The following is a 17,499-nucleotide window of genomic DNA, read 5'->3' as shown; positions in this document are numbered from 1 at the left end:
CCTCAGTAAACCGCTTACAGTTAATTACGACTCTCTGAAATTAATCAACAATTATTTCGTTTAGGCTAATGCACATCTTAACAAAGGATGAATAGGAAGCCGACCATGCGCCACGCCCCACACTTTACGCTCAGTAAAATTTCACTCCTCGTGCTCTGCACTACCCTTGCCAATCATGCATTAGCCGATGAGGAGAAAATTGAACACATCGAAGTTATCTATAAACGCAGCTCAGTTATTTCAGAAATTACCGAAGATGCACAGAAACTTGTAGACATGCCAGGAGCCATGGGCGACCCACTCAGGGCAGCTTTTGCTCTACCTGGTGTTGTTGCAGCGGGTGGCTCTATGGGCGCACCTGCTGTGCGAGGTTCTTCTCCTGACGACAATATCTTTGAAGTGGACTTTATGCCCGCAGGATATATCTTTCACGATTTCGGCAGCTCTATTTTCAACCGCAATACAATTCAAGATTTTCAGCTAAATTCTGCTGGGTTTGGTACCAGTTACAGCAATGCCACTGGTGCCGTGTTTGACGTCACGCTGCGTAATCCAAAATACCAAGATATTGCCACCACACTTGATTTAACCATGTTTAACGCAGGTATTTTTGTTGAAGGTAAAGCAACTGAAAATTCTGCATTCTATGTGTCAGCAAGAAAAAGTACCTTACCGCTGTTTTTCAGTGATGGCGAGGAACTTGAGGACGATGATGGCAAGCCAACAGGGATCACCATTAACGATCCACCGGATGATCACGACTATCAAGCCAAGTGGCTGTGGGATATCAATGCAAATAATACCTTAACGGTAAATATCAATGGCGCGGAGGATTCGGTTGCGGCTGGGTTTTCAGGTGCGTCAGATCTTGCCCTTAAAACTCCAGAATATCAGGGCGATGCTCGCTATATTCGTAAATTCAATAGTCAGAACATGTTGTGGGATCACTACGCCAAAGACTTACATATTCGCGCTGGCGTCGGTTATCTCAACCACCAAGCCACTATGCGCTACGGTCAACGCGCGACTTTATCTAATGGCTACTTTGAAAATTTTGAAGAAGAACAACTCAGTTATAAAGTACGAGCCAGTTATAAGCTAAATAAAGAGCAACGTGTCATTGCAGATGCCGGCTACTACGACAAAAAATCTACCTACCGCTACGATGCTTTTAATTATGTTTGCACCGAGTTTGACCCCGACTGTGACCTAAATAAAGGTGAAAGGATTAAGGGCACATCGAGTGCTGGAACAGATTCTGCCTTTATTGGGGTTAATCACGTTTGGCAATTTTCACCAAACTGGCAAAGTGAACTAGGAATAGTGGGTGAATATTATGACTACAGTGATGAGACGATTGTCCATCCACGCCTTGCGCTCAATTACTTCTATAACGATGACACAGTGATCTCAGCTAAGGCTGGCACTTACAGCCGCATTCAAGACCTTGAATACATTTTACCTGTTGTTGGTAACCCGGAACTTGAAGCACAGCGTTCAACTCACTATACCTTAGGTTTTAAACAAGAGTTGAAAAATGAGTGGTCATATTCCGTCGAGACCTATTATAAAACCATGGATGACCTGCCAAAAAGCGCCCCCTTATCTCAAGTAAACTACATCAATGGGACTTCCGGTACAGCCTACGGTGTTGATTTTATTGTTAACAAAAACAAAACCGATGACTGGTATGGTTGGATTGCAGTAAGCCTTGCAAAAAGTGAGCGTGAGGATGAGCTAACCGGTATTAAGCGTGACTATTATGCCGATACCCCTTTTATTTTGAATGCCGTGTTTCACTATGACTTTGGCGAAAAGTGGTCTGGAGGCTTTAACTTTACCGCTCGCAGCGGTCAAGCCTATACCCCAATTGTGGGTGTAAAAGAGAACCCTGAATTTGCAAACCGCTACTTGCCTGTGTATGGCGACCCATTCTCAGAGCGTTTTGACACTTATCACCGCCTAGATATTCGTTTTGAACGCAAAACAGAATTATTTGGTCTCGATGGCAAGCTAATTTTGGAGCTAATGAATGCATATGGCCAAGATAATACAGCCTATGTTGACCTTGACTACGATAGAGTCAAATCAATCAATGATTTATATATAGAAGAGGAAAGCGATGACTTTGAAATGCGTCCTTCTATTGGTTTCAGCGTAACATTTTAACTTGCCATAGGCGCACAAGCTCTGCATGATCGCATTTATTTTGTTAATGAGAGTCCCTTCATGCCTAAAGCGTGCGCCTATCATATTTTAGTAAAAACCGAAAAAGAGTGTTTAGACATCAAAGCCAAACTAGCCAAAGGTGCTGACTTTGGCAAATTGGCTAAACAACATTCCCTATGTCCTTCAAAAAAGCGCGGTGGCGACCTTGGTGAGTTCAATAAAGGGGATATGGTGAAGGCCTTTGACGATGTGGTATTCAAAAAGCCGTTATTTGAAGTGCACGGTCCTGTGAAAACCAAGTTCGGCTTTCACTTGATCAAAACCGTCTATCGGAGTTAATCGCTTTTTTGGATTAATCTCATCATTTTAATTCAATTTACCTTCATGATTAATCCTCTATACTGAAGCTAACCGTTTAAAGGAGAAAAAGAATATGTTTACTGTTATTTTTGGTCGTGAAGGTTGCCCGTTTTGTGTTCGTGCAAAAGAAGTGGCTGAGCGTTTAACGCAAGAGCGCGATGACTTCAATTTTCGCTATGTTGACATTATCAAGGAAGGCGTAAGCAAAGCCGATCTTGAAAAGTCAGCGGGTAAACCTTGCCCTACCGTACCACAGATTTTTATCGACCAAGATCACATTGGCGGCTTTACTGAATTTGAAGCCTATGCAAAAGCAAATTTAGGCCTTTACCAGTAAATTAGCAAAATCACACAGATTAAATTTTAACCAATATCAGGCACATATAAAATAGTGTGATTTTATGCAAGCTTTTATTTTATCTTTCCTGTACAATGCGCGCCTCTTTAAAATAGTTGAGGCGCATTAATGTCAGAACCAGTTACGTTTGAATCTTTAGACCTTTCTCCTGCAATCTTAAAAGCAGTCGAAGAGCTGGGATATAAAACACCTTCTGAGATCCAAGCTCAATGTATACCGTTATTGCTAGAAAGAAAAGACGTACTGGGACTAGCGCAGACGGGTACAGGTAAAACGGCAGCATTTGCACTGCCATTGTTAAACCAAGTAGACGCATCCGTTAAACAACCGCAAATTCTTGTGCTTACGCCAACGCGTGAGCTAGCTATTCAAGTTGCTGAAGCATTTCAGCAATATGCTAAATATACTAAAGGCGTTGAAGTACTAGCGCTTTATGGTGGTCAAAGCTACGGCATTCAGCTAAGTGCTCTACGCCGTGGTGCCCAAATTATTGTGGCAACACCAGGTCGTTTGATTGACCACATCAACCGCAAGACGATTGACCTTTCTGGTCTAAACGCACTTGTACTTGATGAAGCAGATGAAATGCTACGCATGGGCTTTATCGATGATGTTGAAAGCATCATGGAGAAAACACCGGAAGAGAAGCAAACTTGTTTGTTCTCTGCGACTATGCCAAAGCAGATCCAATCAATCTGTAATAAATATTTAGATAACGCTGAACAAGTTAAAATCACTCCGCGTAACTCTACAGTATCTACGATCGAGCAAGTTTACTGGCGTGCAACCGCACACAAAAACAAAGCTATCGTACGTTTCTTAGAAGCGGAAGATTACGACGGTGCTATCGTGTTCGTACGTACACGTAATGACACTGTTCAGCTTGCAGAGCTACTAGAGCGTGAAGGCTTCTCAGCTGCACCGCTCAACGGCGACATGAACCAGCAGGCGCGTGAGCGCACAGTGGACCGTCTAAAGAGCGGCTTACTAGATATCGTTATCGCAACTGACGTTGCGGCACGTGGTCTTGACGTAGAGCGTCTAAGCCTTGTTGTTAACTACGATATCCCACAAGACTGTGAAGCTTATGTTCACCGTATCGGTCGTACCGGCCGTGCAGGTCGTCAAGGTAAAGCAATCTTGTTCGTTAAGAACAACGAGCGTTATTTACTTAAAAACATCATGCGCCATACGCGCTCTGATATTGCACAGGTTGAATTACCAAGTGCGAAAGTCGTTGAAGAAAAGCGTATTGGTGCATTAGAGACTAAGATCTCTACAGCGCTTGAGCACAAAGACATTGAGTTCTTCTCAAAAGTGGCATCAGGCCTTGCACAAAAGCTAGAGCTGAGCCAAGAAGACTTAGCAGCAGCGCTATTGTGTCTTGCACAGCAGCAAACGCCGCTGAAAGTTGAAGATATTCAAATTCAACAGCGTGAGCGTAGAGAACGTGACGACCGTCGTGGCGAGCGTCGTGACAGAGATGGTAGCCGTGGTGAACGTGGCGAGCGTGGTGAACGCAAATCTCGTAGCCGTGACCGTGCATCAGGTCCAATGGATACTTACCGTATCGAAGTGGGTCGTGATCATGGTGTTCAAGTTAAGAACATCGTTGGTGCTATCGCAAACGAAGCGGATATCTCAAGCAAGTTCATCGGTGAAATCCGTCTGTTCAATGAACACAGCACGGTTCAATTGCCACAGAATATGCCAAGTGATGTACTTAGCCACTTCAAGAGCGTTCACATCTGTCAACGCCCTATGAACATGACTAAGAGCACTCACCCTGCCGACCAAGGTCAGGGCAGAGGTGAAGAGCAAAGAGATCGTAAGCGTAGCTTTAAAGACCCACGTAGTGGCGGTGGCGATAAACGCCGTCCTGAAGGTCAAAGAAGAGAAAAACGCGAAAGAAAAGAAATTAGCTTTTCTTAATCGACGCTCTTAAGAAAAAACCGCTCAACTGAGCGGTTTTTTATTTTAGCTAGCATCAATAATCCTCTACTGTCGTTGCCAATCTCTTGGTTCAAACTGATAGTAGTCTTTTAACAAATTATATAGTTCTGGGTTTTCCTGTTTTAGTTCATGGGGCTTTTCAATAAAGGTTTCTGTTACCACGGCGAAAAACTCCGCTTCGTTTGTTGCGCCGTATGAATGAATAGCATGGGGCATATTGTAAGACAGCTGCATTTTTAAGTGCTGGTAAGCCTTTGATAGCACCCTCCCCCAGTCTTGGTAACTCATTCCTACAGGTAACGCAGGCGTTCCATTCGTCGCACCAGTTTGTTGGTCAAGTTGATGGGCAAACTCATGAAACACCAAGTTGTGGCCATCCTCAGGCAATCGATTTCCCTCAAGTACATCGTGCCAACTCAGCACTAAAGTACCTCCAGGCCAAGACTCTCCTTGACGAACTGTTTGGTGAAAACTAACCAAACCTGCACCATCTCTAGAGGTTTGTGGCGCGTAATAGCTACTGGGATAGAGTAATATTTCTTTGACGTTGGGATATAACGGCCAAGCTTGCTTAAGAACCAGTAAACAGGCATCTGCGGCAATAATTAGGGTCATAGGTCGTGATACCGTTAACCCATCTCTACCCAACACCCGTTTCTCGCCAAGAAACCAGACAATATGTTTTTCCAGCTGTGCGCGGTCAGCATCTGTCATCTTACGATAGATAGGCATGTATTTTAGCAATACTTGCTTATCTGAGGCGCTCAGCGTTTGATCTTGGTATTTCCTTTGCCACTGCAGTCTTTGAATTTTTTCCCAGTTCCAATACAGAGAAACAAATAGAATAAGGCCGATAATAAGCACTATTTCTATCATGGCTGTTGGCCTTTATAAAATAACCTGAACTAGGAATAATAACTTGTTCTCTAGCAGTTGTTATCCCTTACTACTGCGTTAAATTTGTTTGCAATAGGCTAGCTATTGACGCACAAATTTGCCTTGTATTAAGAAAGAACATCTGGCTAGAGTTGAATAATGTTAGAAGGCGTATTTTAAATCAGTTCCCTAACTTCTTATTCCAAGTTCAGGTTGAATAATCCATCAAATATTAATTGGTACTGACTCCGACTTTTTCAAGCAAACTTTGTTACTATGACGGAAAAATGCAAATGAACTACTATGTCTTTACCCATTGAATCTTTACAGCCTCAGTTTACGCAAACACTAAGCGAACAAAATGCGATTGTTGTATGTGCGACAACAGGTTCTGGCAAATCAACCCAACTTCCGCTTTGGGCCTCACAACATGGCAGAGTATTAGTCATTGAGCCTCGGCGTATTGCTTGTACCTCTTTAGCTGAATATGTCGCGGCTCAAAGTGGCTCACCGCTTGGTGATAAGGTGGGCTTTGCTATTCGGTTTGAAGGGAGGTTTTCACCAGACACTCAGGTAGTTTATGCAACGCCTGGTGTCGCATTAAGGTGGTTTTTTGAGAGCAAACTTGCAGAATTCAGCGTCGTTATATTGGATGAGTTTCATGAAAGACGCTGGGACATGGACTTATTCTTAGCGCTCTTAAAGCAAGCTCGATCACACAAACTCATTGTTACCTCGGCCACGTTAAACAGCCAAAAATTAGCCTCTTACTTAGACGCCCCTATCTTAGAGTCAGAAGGATTCATTTACCCCGTTGAGGAGTGTTTTCACGCCCCTGACCCAAGAACTATGCCCCAAAAAGAGCAACTCGATACTCGAGTTTTTGTAGCTTGCCAATACGCATTGGAACATTGCCAAGGCGATATTTTAGTCTTTTTACCTGGTAAGGCCGAGATCCAAGCAAGCTTAGCTAAAGTGAAAGCGCTGCCAGCGACTACCGTTGGTTTATATAGTGGCTGCTGCCCAGAAGCTCAGCGCATTGCATTAACCGCACAAAGTACACGCCGAATTATCCTCGCAACCAATGTTGCCGAAACCTCGCTCACTATTCCCAATGTCACTTGCGTGATTGACTCAGGGCTTGAGCGTCGTACTCATTTACGCCTTGGAAAAACCGTATTAGGCTTAGATGCGATTGCAAGAGATTCGGCAAAGCAACGTCTAGGACGCGCAGGACGTACGCAACCGGGACTATGTATCCGGTTATATGGCCAATATGCACCTTTGATAGACAGCACCCCGCCTGAGATCCAAAGAGAATCATTGGCAGAGCTTGTACTTGCGGCGGGCTGCGCAACGACAGGCGTCTCGTCTATTGATTTTATCGACCCACTTCCTGAAAGCTCACTAAATAGAGCTAAACAACAGCTAATTACATTAGAAGCCATTAATGAACAATATATAGCAACTCCGCTTGGCAAGCTGCTTTACCCACTACCCGTCGATTTTGAGTTTGGTTATGTGATCCATAAATTGGTTTCAAACACGCTACGCCAAGCGGCTATTGACCTTATTTCGCTTCTATCTGTACCAGCCAGAGTTTACCAGCTACCTAATGATGTAGAGCGCTTAACAAGATTAAATAGCCGATTTACTCGAGGCTCAGATATAGAAATCGCTATCGCGGTGGTGAGAGGGCAAACTGAAGAATTAATTGATGTTACGCCTGAGGCGCTCACAGAAGCACAGCAATTTAGCACCCAATTGCGTGAAGCATTTGCACTACCGCCTTTGGATAAGGCAGCCAGTTTTGACCATGACAAACTTGTCATTGAGTTAGCTAAGCTAATGCCACATTGGGTTTATATCAATAAGCAAAACCGTCGTAATGGTTTTAATAATGGCTTCGCTGAAGTCATGCCTTCAAACCATACTCGCGTACCGGAACAGGCAGAAGCACTACTGGTATTAGATACTTTTTCACTCGCAGGTAAAGGTACCAAGCAAGCTAAGACACTCGCGATGTGTAATGCGCTACTAACGAAAAAGCAATTACTTGAAATGGGCCTTGGCAGTCAAACACTGTGCTCAGCTTATATTGATAATGGTGAGCTTTGGGGTGAGTTTATTACACATTACGGTGACGAGGTTTTAGGCCAAAAAGCTAAGTGCCTTGATAACCCCAGAGACATTGTTTCTGCCTTAGTATTTCTTATCCAAAATAATACGCTGTTTTCAGGTTTGGCCAAGCAGATAGAAGCCAATATTGAGCAGACTGCATTGTTCTACCAATTTCATGAACGCGATGAACTTGTGCCCACACTAAACTCATTTTTAAGTGACAAGCTAACGGCACTTGGTATAGAAAGCTATGACGATATAGAACTAATCAGCGAACAAGATTTGTTCTTCAATGAAGTTGAAGCGTGGGAATTAACACCATTTGTTGAAAAGTTTCCGCTAACATGGTCGATTCCAGCGCTGACAATGGCAGTAAGTTATAATTTTAAAGGAAAAAGAATCGAACTTACTTATATCAACGGTACAAGGAAAGACGCACCAAAAAGGTGGGAACTGCCAGCCTGGAGTGGCTTCAAAATACGCTATCGTAAAGCCAGTAAGGTCGTCGATATAAGTTAGCATACATGACTTTTGGATGACGAATAACTTATATAGTTAAGCACAGGTAGATCTTTATCCAATAGCGCATTAAACCAACTCAATTAATTAAATTATCTATTTTTGGACTGGAAAGTTTTCAAAAACAAAAAAGCCGCTCAATGAGCGGCTTTTTATCACTATAAAAATTATAGCTTGATGTTCACACCAACAGTAGCGCGACGACCGATTGGATCGTACCAGCTAGTGTCTTCAAACGCTAGAGGATGTCTAGGTGGTGTTCTGTCGAACATATTTTGAATACCGAAACGCAGATCTACGTTTTCAAGTACTCGGTAGTTCATTGATAAATCGAACGTTGTATAAGAAGGAATATCGTTATAGTTATGTTGCTCGATAGTCCAACCATTACGCTCGTTTACAGCACTGTGACGATAGTTTGCAACTAATACAGCTCTGAAATCTCCGTACTCATAGCTAGTATTCAAGCGACCACGCCATCTCATGTGATCTTGCTCACCCGTTTTAACTAGCAGGTCAATAGGGTTACCTGTTTGGTTAATTTCGTAATTTTCAACATAAGTTGCAGTCAGCTTAACACCGAACTCACCAATACTAGTTTCAAAGTCGTATACAGACTCGATATCAACACCGCTCTTCTTCTCTTCAGCTGCGTTCAGAGAAGTTTGGAAGAAGCTAGTAACTTCGTTGTTTGCACCACGAGTAATAAAACCACAGAATGGGTTGTCTAGACTATCAGCACGGTAGCAGTTTCTTTGTAACTCGCCATAGTCATAGTCTTCGATTGCATTTTCAATCTCAAAGCTCCAGTAATCTACAGTGATATCAAAACCTTCAATAGAAGTTGGTGTATACACAAAGCCAAACACAACATCGCTTGAAACTTCGTTGTCCAGCTGGTTGTTACCGCCAAGTTTACCTTCAATACTACCGCTATCTAACCACTGTTGAGATGGCATCCATCCAGCTGGAATACCTGCCGCCGCACAGTTTTTGACTACATTATCACGATACTTGTCATCTGTTTTCGCAATTTCGTCCGCAGCACATTGATCAAAGCGTCCACGTGACCAGTACTGGGTTCCAGCAGCTGAATACAACTCATTAACGTTTGGTGCACGTACCGACTCTGCTTTAGTTGCACGGAAACGAATGTCATCATTAAGCTGATAAGTCAGACCTACTTTATACGCAGAATCACCACCTGTTGATGAATAATCCATGTAACGATACGCAAGCTCAAGATTTAATTCTTGTGCCCATTCATGATCGGCAATTAGCGGAATAATGACTTCTGTTGCGTATTCTTTCACATTCACTGCACCAGAATATGCTAAACCTGAGTTACCAAACACTAGATCTTTACGGATACCGGTTCCCGGCGTTTCGTATGCAGAATCTCTACGCCATTCGAAACTGAATGCAGTACCAATTGGACCTGCTGGTAGTTCATAAACATCACCTGTAATTGTGGCTCCAAAGCTTGTTTGGGTAGCACCATGTTCCGCAGTCGCTACTGTAGAGATGTAATCAATAGTCTCTTGTGAGTGACCTGGCGCACCTAATACATTGATTGGTGAACAACCAAAAATCGATCCAACAACATTACCGTCATCATCACGTTGCGCACAAACAATTTCACCATTGCGCTCAACTGCGTCAAGTGCATTTTGGAAATTATTCTTTAATACTTCGCCGTGCCAAGACGTATCTTGCTGTAAGCGGCTGTGCTGGAAGTATGTAGAGTACGACCAATTATCATCGATGTAACCATCAAGCCCAATTGACGTTCGGAAAGTAGTACGATCTTGGTTGTATTTTCTTGAACCGAAATCATCACCTAAACGGCGTAAAGAAATTGTTTCTGCATTATTTTCTTCCATCAGCTGACGTAAATCGTCCTTGATAAAAGCGTTATCTTTGCGAATAACAATATCGCCTGTACGCCAAAATACAGGTGAGCCCTGGCCGAAAGCTTCGCTGATAGAATAGATAGTATCGAAGGTCAACTTGTGATTTTCGTTTATCTCGTAGTTACCAGCAAGGTTAAATGTATGACGCGTTAAAGGCGTACGGAAGAATTCATCAAGACCTTCTTCAATACCATCTTTATATTCACCTGGGTAATAGCGATAAGTGCCTGCATCCGGGTCGCTCGGTAGATAACCACTACCAACATCGAACTCTCGTAGATTTTTATTTTCATCGAATGTCCAGCGCTTGCCGCCTAAAACAAACTCACTCGACTCATCATAAAGACCGAAATGCTTTCTGCCTTCATATTTAATTTCGGAAGGAACGCCGTCATCACCGTTTTTGTTATTCGGGTTAGGTACAAGAGAGACCGGGTTATCATACCACCATGATTTATCTTTTTTCGCCATTTGCTTTTGATCAGCAAAGTCATAGTTAAAGATGAACCCGCCGCCATCAAACTCTTTACCAAAAACAAGAGAGCCAAACGTTTGTTCGCCTCCACCTTCAAATGGACGAGTCGTTGCAGCATCAATTTCAATACCATCGAATGATTTACGCGTGATAATATTCACTACACCAGCGACGGCATCAGCACCGTAAACTGCAGATGCACCACCAGTTGAAATTTCAATACGCTCGATCATTGAAGTCGCAATGTTGTTCAAATCTACAGTGTTATCACCTGCAGAACCACCGATAAAGCGACGACCGTTCACTAGAACAAGAGTACGGCTAGAACCTAAACCACGCAGGTCGGTTGTATTTAGACCGTTGGCATAGATATAGTTATTAGAGTTTTCAGGACTTAGACCAACTTCTGCAGCTGGCATTTCAGATAGGAAATCATTGACGTTGCTGACACCTGCATTTTCAAGCTCAACACGACCAATAACAACGACAGGCGTTGGCGCAGTAGCAGCGATACGCTTAATTTTTGAACCTGTAATTTGAATACGTTCTACTTCTTCAGTGTTTTCTTCAGCTGAAACAGCTGTACTCGCTAACACAGCAGTCGATGCTGCGCCGAAGGCAATAGCTAAACGAACAGCCTTACTTATTTTATTATTCAACATGATTGATGATCCCTGATTTTTATTTTAATGAACAAAAACTCAATAAAAACAACAGATTAAAAGAGCTTAAATCTAGTACCTAAAATCGCTTGAGTTATCGTGTCGAGAGCTATACTACTTTTAGTACCAACATAGGGTCAACAATCATTTCATAAAACAAACCAAAAAACGCTTTATTTTAACATTAAAATAGTTTTTTTCTTTTGTTTTTCATGACGTTATAAAATTAAAAATAAGTTCACTTTTTTTATCACTTTTGTAATTCATCGCAAAAAATCACACTTCACGCAACAATAAAGGTACAAACACTACATTTACACATGGCAATGAATAACATTCGATAAACATAGACAACTCATATCTACAATAAAATAAACACTCATCGAAGAATTTGTTATAAATTGGGCGGGTTTACTACAAGAAGAAGCTAGCTAGAATGGAAAATTAAAAAATCGACCTCAACAGAGGCCGATTTGGGTCAAATTTGCTAAATTTCGGTTAGAACTTCTGAGTTACACCTAAGAAGAACTGGCGTCCGAATAGCTTGAAGTTACTTTCGTCAGTGTTCGCGTTGAACGCTGTTTCGATATAAGGAGGTAGTTCGTCTGTTAGGTTGCGAATACCTGCTTGCACCGTTGTGTTTGTATCAAATGAGTATTGTGCTGTTAAATCGTGGTACACATATGAATCAACTTTAGCAACTAAACCTACCAATGAATCATAGTTATCACGCTTAATGTAAGTTAGATCACCGTACTCAAGACCAGACTGGTAATTTGCAGCCCACACAACACGTAGGTTGTCTAGGTCATAACGTAGATTGAATAAGATTTTGTCTTCAAAGTAAGACGTATCATCTTCAAATCTACCAACTAGATCTTCAACGATAAATGTACCTGTTTCACCATCAAAGTTTTCTTCGCCACGCTCTAAGAAATGTGTCCATGATACGCTAGCTACAAATGCACCGAAGTCTGTGTCAAATGAATAGTTCACATCAAGGTCGATACCACGAGCAGTCATGCTTTGTAAGTTTGTTGTACGGCTGTCTACACGATCAACCGAGCCATCAAAGCCACGTGAGATTTTTGCACACATATCTTCGATAAGGCCGGCATAACAACCCTGCAGAATATCATCAGTTGCTAGAGAACCAATTTTACCGTCAATGTTGATATCCCAGTAATCAATAGTAATACCTAAGTTTTCAACAAAGTCAGGAGCCCACACAAAACCAATAGTGAATGTTTCACCTTCTTCAGATTGAACACCTGTGTTGCCGCCTAAACGTGTACGAACTTGCGCATCAGCACTGTTGTGGCCGCCAGCTGGAGCACCCATTTCAAGACATTTAGCCTGACCTGCTGCAGATAAACCACCAATGTTTGCCGCAGAACACGGATCTGAAGCGCTTTCAAATGAATCAAGCTCTGGCGAATACAAATCGCTTAGTGTTGGTTCACGATATACTTCTGAATAGTTTGCACGGAACTTTAAGCCATCAAAAATATTTGACTCAATTTTAGCCATCCAAGAGAAGTTTGAACCAGTTGTGCTAAAGTCGTCATAGCGTGCACCTAGCGTCAAATCTGCAGATTCAACACCTAAATCACGTACTAATGGGATTAAGAACTCTGCCGACGCAGCTGTGTAGTTCTTAGATAGACCTGTTAGTGGCTTGCTGGTGTTACCAGTCACTGAATCAAAGAACTTACCAGAATCATTTACTTGTTCAAACTCAGTGGTGTAATACTCAAGGCCAAATGCACTTGAAACATACCCTGCTGGAACTTCAAATAGCTCACCAAATACGTCTACACGAACTTGGTGGAATGAATCATTGTAGTGATCGCCTAGTGGTGCTGTAATGTAATCAAGCATCTCTTGAGTCACAGTACCTGGGCCACCAAATACATTTAGCGATACACAGTCAGAAATAGGTGCGTCAGGCGTACCACATACCACATTGCCAGCGTCATCTTTGAATGATGGACCTAAAGCTTTTGCTAGGTGTGGGCCGTAAAGCTGACCAAAGTCAGTATCTTGAAGGCTATTTGCACCATAGTTGTAGTAAGCATCGAACTGCCAGTTGTCGTTAATTGCGCCCTTTAGACCTGCAACTTGTTGGAAACGTACATAATCTTGTTCGAAGTAACGACCACCTTCAAGCATACGACGACGAGAGCGATAAACATCTTCACCGAATGGGTTGTAGTAGTTATCAGCTGATACACCGTTAGCCGTCGAACCATTTGAAAGTGTAACTACATAACCTGGATCATAGGCTGTGTCGAAAGGTACAGCCGCAAGTTCCTGTTTTGAAGTACGCTTATTGATGCGTGTTTCTGTATATACGACAAGGTCATCGTTTAACTCAAATGAAGTATCAACAAAGAAGTTAATCACTTCAAAAGGTGTTTGCATTAAGTTTACTGGGTTGTAGTTGTAAGTATCGTTTACTTCACCACCGCCGACAAATGGGCGCATGTCACTTAGAGAAGGCTTACCGTCGCCACCACTTGGGCATTTATCGTTAGTAAAGTTACCTTTACCTTCAACATAGAAATTACCACAAGGAGTAGAACCCGAACCTAAAATGAATACGTTCGCATTGTCACCATCTGGAATTAAACCGTTCTCGTAAAAACTCTTAGCACCTTCTTCTGAAAGCACCTGCCAAGGATACTGGAAGAAGTTAACGTCTTTCACATCACCCTGATAGATTGGATCCTGCTTGGTATAATCGAAACCTACTGTGATATGGCCTGCATCGAACTCTTTACCACCAACTAGTTGGAAGCTTTGCTCTTTACCACCGCTAAACATGTCGTACCAAGACGTTGTTGCTTTAACTTCAACACCTGTAAGTTCTTTTTTAGTGATGATGTTTACAACACCAGCCATTGCTGACGAACCATACGCAACCGAAGCACCATCTTTTAGAATTTCGATACGGTCAATCATTGCAGCAGGAATATTCTGGAAGTCTGAACTTACAGGCTTACGACCGTTGATAAGTACTAGCGTACGCTCTGAACCTAGACCACGTAGTTCTACAAAAACGCCACCACTACCGCCGTTGTTACGCGTTGTTGTTGCTGGTGATCCAGACATAACTGGGTTTGATTGAACAAACTCACCAACGTTGCTGATACCCATATCGCCAAGCGCTTCGCCGCCGATAACAGTGATTGGAGCAGTAGATTCAAGGTCGGTGCGCTTTAAGCGAGAACCTGTAACTTCAATGCGCTCAACGCTTTTCGCGCCTTCTTCTTCAGCAACTGCATTGGTTGCAAACACGGCAGCGCTAGCGCCACCAAACGCGATCGCTAAGCGAACCGCCTTAGTTAACTTATTGTTTAGCATGTGAATCACCCTGGATTATTTTATTGTAAACAGCTTGTATTAATTATTATTTTGTCGCCTTGTTAATTTCTAAAATAGCAACATTAGGGGCAAGATATTAAACAAACACCAGACCAATGATCAAGGTTAATTATACTGTTTTTTGCAATTACCAATTTAAGGCACAAAAAAACCTATTACAACCAACTGAATTAAAAGAATAAAACATAATTTTGGTTAAAATTAAAACCGATAAATCCTCAAAAACAAAACAATAGAACAAAAAACAAGCAAAAGAGTGGTTTTTAAGTTAACAAAAAAGGAACTTTATTTTAGTGTATTTAACTGACTAATTAATTTTAAAACTGGAAGACGCTGGCAGTTTGATTGTACGAACTCGATTAAAGCAAATCGAAACTTTGCTGCCCATCTGAACGAATTGATAGCTTAGAAGCATTGGGAAGCATCTGATATATAGGCAGAATTTGCTTTTCAACGTATTGATAATAATCAATATCTATGAGCTTGCCTTGCTGTGCGAACTTAGGTCCATCGGTACTTAAATAATACGGTATTTGTGCCCCCTTTTTGGCGGTTTGCAGCAATCCATCTTCGATAGCCTGTTTCGCCGCTTTTACTTGGGGAGGGATATTTTTTGTATATAGTTCAACAGACTTACCAAGCTTCTTTTTATAAATGAGTTTTTCGTCTACTTTTCCAGCGAAAATCTCATTTATGTATTGATGAGTGATCTCAACGGTGTCGAGCCCGTCAAACAGCGCGCGAATAATTGCTTGTTGATATTCCTTTGCAATTTCCGTCCAATCACTACGTACGGTCTCCATGCCTTTAAAAACCAGCTTTTGCTTGCCAAGTTCGGTGATCTGCCCAACATATCGCTTTTTAGAGCCGACTTCTTGGCCACGAATGGTGGGCATAAAGAAAGGGCTATAATGTGTTTCAAACTCTATTTCTAAATGACTGTGGAGGCCAAAGCTTTCCATCAGCAGTGCGCGCCAGCGCTCGTTAATTTCAGCCATTAGCTGCTTACCTATTGCTTGGCACGCTTCGCTACGCAAAGACTCGGGTAAACAGACAAAAGTTGAGTCGGTATCGCCGTAGATCACTTCATATCCAAGCTGTTCAATCCAGGTTCGCGTTTGTTGCATAATCTGATGACCGCGCATCGTTATTGAACTCGCAAGACGAGGATCGTAAAACCGACACCCCTTAGATCCAAGTACACCATACAAGCTATTCATGATGATTTTAATCGCCTGTGAGAGCATCATGTCTTTGTCTAATTTAGCTTGTTCACGTGCGCTGGAAAGCGCTGCGACTAAACCCGGTAAGTGATGTTCCGTGCGGCTAAATTTACCTTTATTAAAGCCATCTATGGCACGTTCAGGATGTTGTAATCCTTCTATTAACCCCATAGGGTCAATGCAAAAAGTGCGGATAATTGAGGGGTAAAGACTTTTGAAATCGAGTACCAAAATATTTTGGTAGAGGCCCGGCTTTGAGTCCATGACATAACCGCCGGGACTGTCAAAGTTAATGCCATGCTCAGATAGATTTGGTGCAATGTAACCGCTACGGTGCAGTAATGGTAAATACAAGTTGGTAAACGCAGCGACTGAGCCGCCCATTTTCTCGAGTTCCAGTCCCGTCAACTGAGTTCGAGCGAGGGCAAATTCAAGTAAGTTAAGTTTGCTAAAAATGTCGAGCACCAACTGACAATCTTGTAAGTTATACGCTGCGAGCGCCGGTTTATCATGATGAAACTGCCTGATGATTTCCTCAAGCCTGTCGTCCTGTGCGATAAGCTTGGTAGCACCCAAAATCTTCTCAGCCACAAAGCTCAGTTTAAATGTTTCAAAGTGATAGGTCGCATTTTTCATCATATCAATGCCATCTAGCATCACTCGCCCCGGAATAAACACCCGGGTATAGTTACCTTTGAAGGTTGACATCGCTCCGCCATCTCGCCCTATCGCAAGTTCGACGCCGTTAGCCTGCGCGCGTTCCACAAGTATTGCGGCATCGAATTCAATCACGTTCCACCCGATTAACACATCTGGGTCTAAACGATTCACTTGCTTGACCAGCTCTTCTAATAACGCAATTTCATCTTCAACCCAAACGACATTGACGGCAGCGTGCTGCGCCTCACCTATCATGATCACCAGCTTTTTTGTATCGGTCGCTAGGCCTACCGAAAATAAGACCCCCTCGCCGTTACATTCTATATCGATAGAAAGCATTTCAAGATGTGGTCTATAATCATCGCAAGCCTTAAATTGCGCCTGAGTAATTTCGATATAGCCCGGCTTTTGCGTGGCTTTACCTTTGACCCAAGCGGCTCCGCGAATAAAGCGCTCCATTAAATAGCGGTCGGAATGGCGAATATCTTCTTCATATAATGCGGCTTTATTTTCAAGTAGCTGTTTTGCCTCATAGAAGTGATTCAAGGTGCGAAATTTCACAACGCAAACAGGGGCTTGATCGAAGTGCTTTAATTGACTTGGCGAGATACTAAACTGCAACTGAGCGCGATTTAGCAACAGCTCTACTTCCGTTTTTTTATCTTGTTTAATGAAAAAAAGTGGCTGCTCATCCTCTACCCACACCTTGAGTAACTGATGTTGCGATTTGAGCCAATAGCACAAGCGCAGTTGGCCATTTACCTGCATCTGCTGTCTCGATAAAACAAAGCCCTGATATATCGCTTGTGCCAACTACAATACC

At 42.6% G+C, this 17,499-nt stretch carries 9 protein-coding genes; 5 read left to right on the top strand and 4 right to left on the bottom strand.

What is annotated here, in order from left to right:
* The first annotated feature begins 105 nt into the window (after nt 1–105).
* From MHN30_RS01835 to MHN30_RS01820, 4 genes are all read left to right on the top strand, one after another.
* Nucleotides 106–2,169 carry a TonB-dependent receptor gene (locus MHN30_RS01835; protein WP_130163676.1) on the top strand — a complete coding sequence of 688 codons (2,064 nt, stop codon included), beginning with the start codon at nt 106–108 and terminating at the stop codon, nt 2,167–2,169.
* A gap of 60 nt (nt 2,170–2,229) precedes the next feature.
* Nucleotides 2,230–2,508, top strand: a complete 279-nt coding sequence (locus MHN30_RS01830; RefSeq protein ID WP_010378882.1) for a peptidylprolyl isomerase — start codon at nt 2,230–2,232, stop codon at nt 2,506–2,508.
* A gap of 94 nt (nt 2,509–2,602) precedes the next feature.
* Complete coding sequence (locus MHN30_RS01825; protein ID WP_010378880.1) at nt 2,603–2,866, top strand: GrxA family glutaredoxin; 264 nt, start codon at nt 2,603–2,605, stop codon at nt 2,864–2,866.
* 129 nt (nt 2,867–2,995) lie between these two features.
* Nucleotides 2,996–4,819, top strand: a complete 1,824-nt coding sequence (locus MHN30_RS01820) for a DEAD/DEAH box helicase (RefSeq protein WP_010606583.1) — start codon at nt 2,996–2,998, stop codon at nt 4,817–4,819.
* Between the two features lie 66 nt (nt 4,820–4,885).
* On the opposite strand, the gene MHN30_RS01815 is transcribed toward MHN30_RS01820, so the two are convergent.
* Complete coding sequence (locus tag MHN30_RS01815) at nt 4,886–5,716, bottom strand: M90 family metallopeptidase (protein WP_130163675.1); 831 nt, start codon at nt 5,714–5,716, stop codon at nt 4,886–4,888.
* A 303-nt stretch (nt 5,717–6,019) separates the two neighbouring features.
* On the opposite strand from MHN30_RS01815, the gene MHN30_RS01810 reads away from it, so the two are divergent.
* A complete protein-coding gene (locus MHN30_RS01810; protein WP_239357606.1) occupies nt 6,020–8,356 on the top strand; it encodes a DEAD/DEAH box helicase in 2,337 nt (778 codons plus the stop codon).
* Nucleotides 8,357–8,523: 167 nt separating this feature from the next.
* Here MHN30_RS01810 and MHN30_RS01805 read toward each other — a convergent pair whose 3' ends face one another.
* The 3 genes from MHN30_RS01805 to MHN30_RS01795 all read right to left on the bottom strand — a co-directional run bounded on the left by MHN30_RS01805 (nt 8,524) and on the right by MHN30_RS01795 (nt 17,489).
* A complete protein-coding gene (locus MHN30_RS01805) occupies nt 8,524–11,406 on the bottom strand; it encodes a TonB-dependent receptor (protein ID WP_130163673.1) in 2,883 nt (960 codons plus the stop codon).
* Nucleotides 11,407–11,904: 498 nt separating this feature from the next.
* On the bottom strand, nt 11,905–14,772 hold the full coding sequence (locus MHN30_RS01800; protein ID WP_130163672.1) for a TonB-dependent receptor: 2,868 nt from the start codon (nt 14,770–14,772) through the stop codon (nt 11,905–11,907).
* Nucleotides 14,773–15,152: 380 nt separating this feature from the next.
* Nucleotides 15,153–17,489, bottom strand: coding sequence for a DNA polymerase II (locus tag MHN30_RS01795; protein WP_239357593.1), 2,337 nt, complete (start codon nt 17,487–17,489; stop codon nt 15,153–15,155).
* Nucleotides 17,490–17,499: the final 10 nt, after the last annotated feature.

Source organism: Pseudoalteromonas sp. OF7H-1, assembly GCF_022347825.1.
GTDB classification, from domain to species: Bacteria; Pseudomonadota; Gammaproteobacteria; order Enterobacterales; family Alteromonadaceae; genus Pseudoalteromonas; species Pseudoalteromonas maricaloris.
The sequence above is the reverse complement of the archived record's forward strand: the minus strand, read 5'-3'. Positions and strand labels throughout refer to the sequence as shown.

What these genes read in the sequence shown, in the direction of transcription:
- MHN30_RS01800 (WP_130163672.1), bottom strand. Translation starts at nt 14,772, where the DNA reads ATGCTAAACAATAAGTTAACTAAGGCGGTTCGCTTAGCGATCGCGTTT.
- MHN30_RS01820 (WP_010606583.1), top strand. Translation starts at nt 2,996, where the DNA reads ATGTCAGAACCAGTTACGTTTGAATCTTTAGACCTTTCTCCTGCAATC.
- MHN30_RS01835 (WP_130163676.1), top strand. Translation starts at nt 106, where the DNA reads ATGCGCCACGCCCCACACTTTACGCTCAGTAAAATTTCACTCCTCGTG.
- MHN30_RS01830 (WP_010378882.1), top strand. Translation starts at nt 2,230, where the DNA reads ATGCCTAAAGCGTGCGCCTATCATATTTTAGTAAAAACCGAAAAAGAG.
- MHN30_RS01805 (WP_130163673.1), bottom strand. Translation starts at nt 11,406, where the DNA reads ATGTTGAATAATAAAATAAGTAAGGCTGTTCGTTTAGCTATTGCCTTC.
- MHN30_RS01815 (WP_130163675.1), bottom strand. Translation starts at nt 5,716, where the DNA reads ATGATAGAAATAGTGCTTATTATCGGCCTTATTCTATTTGTTTCTCTG.
- MHN30_RS01810 (WP_239357606.1), top strand. Translation starts at nt 6,020, where the DNA reads ATGTCTTTACCCATTGAATCTTTACAGCCTCAGTTTACGCAAACACTA.
- MHN30_RS01825 (WP_010378880.1), top strand. Translation starts at nt 2,603, where the DNA reads ATGTTTACTGTTATTTTTGGTCGTGAAGGTTGCCCGTTTTGTGTTCGT.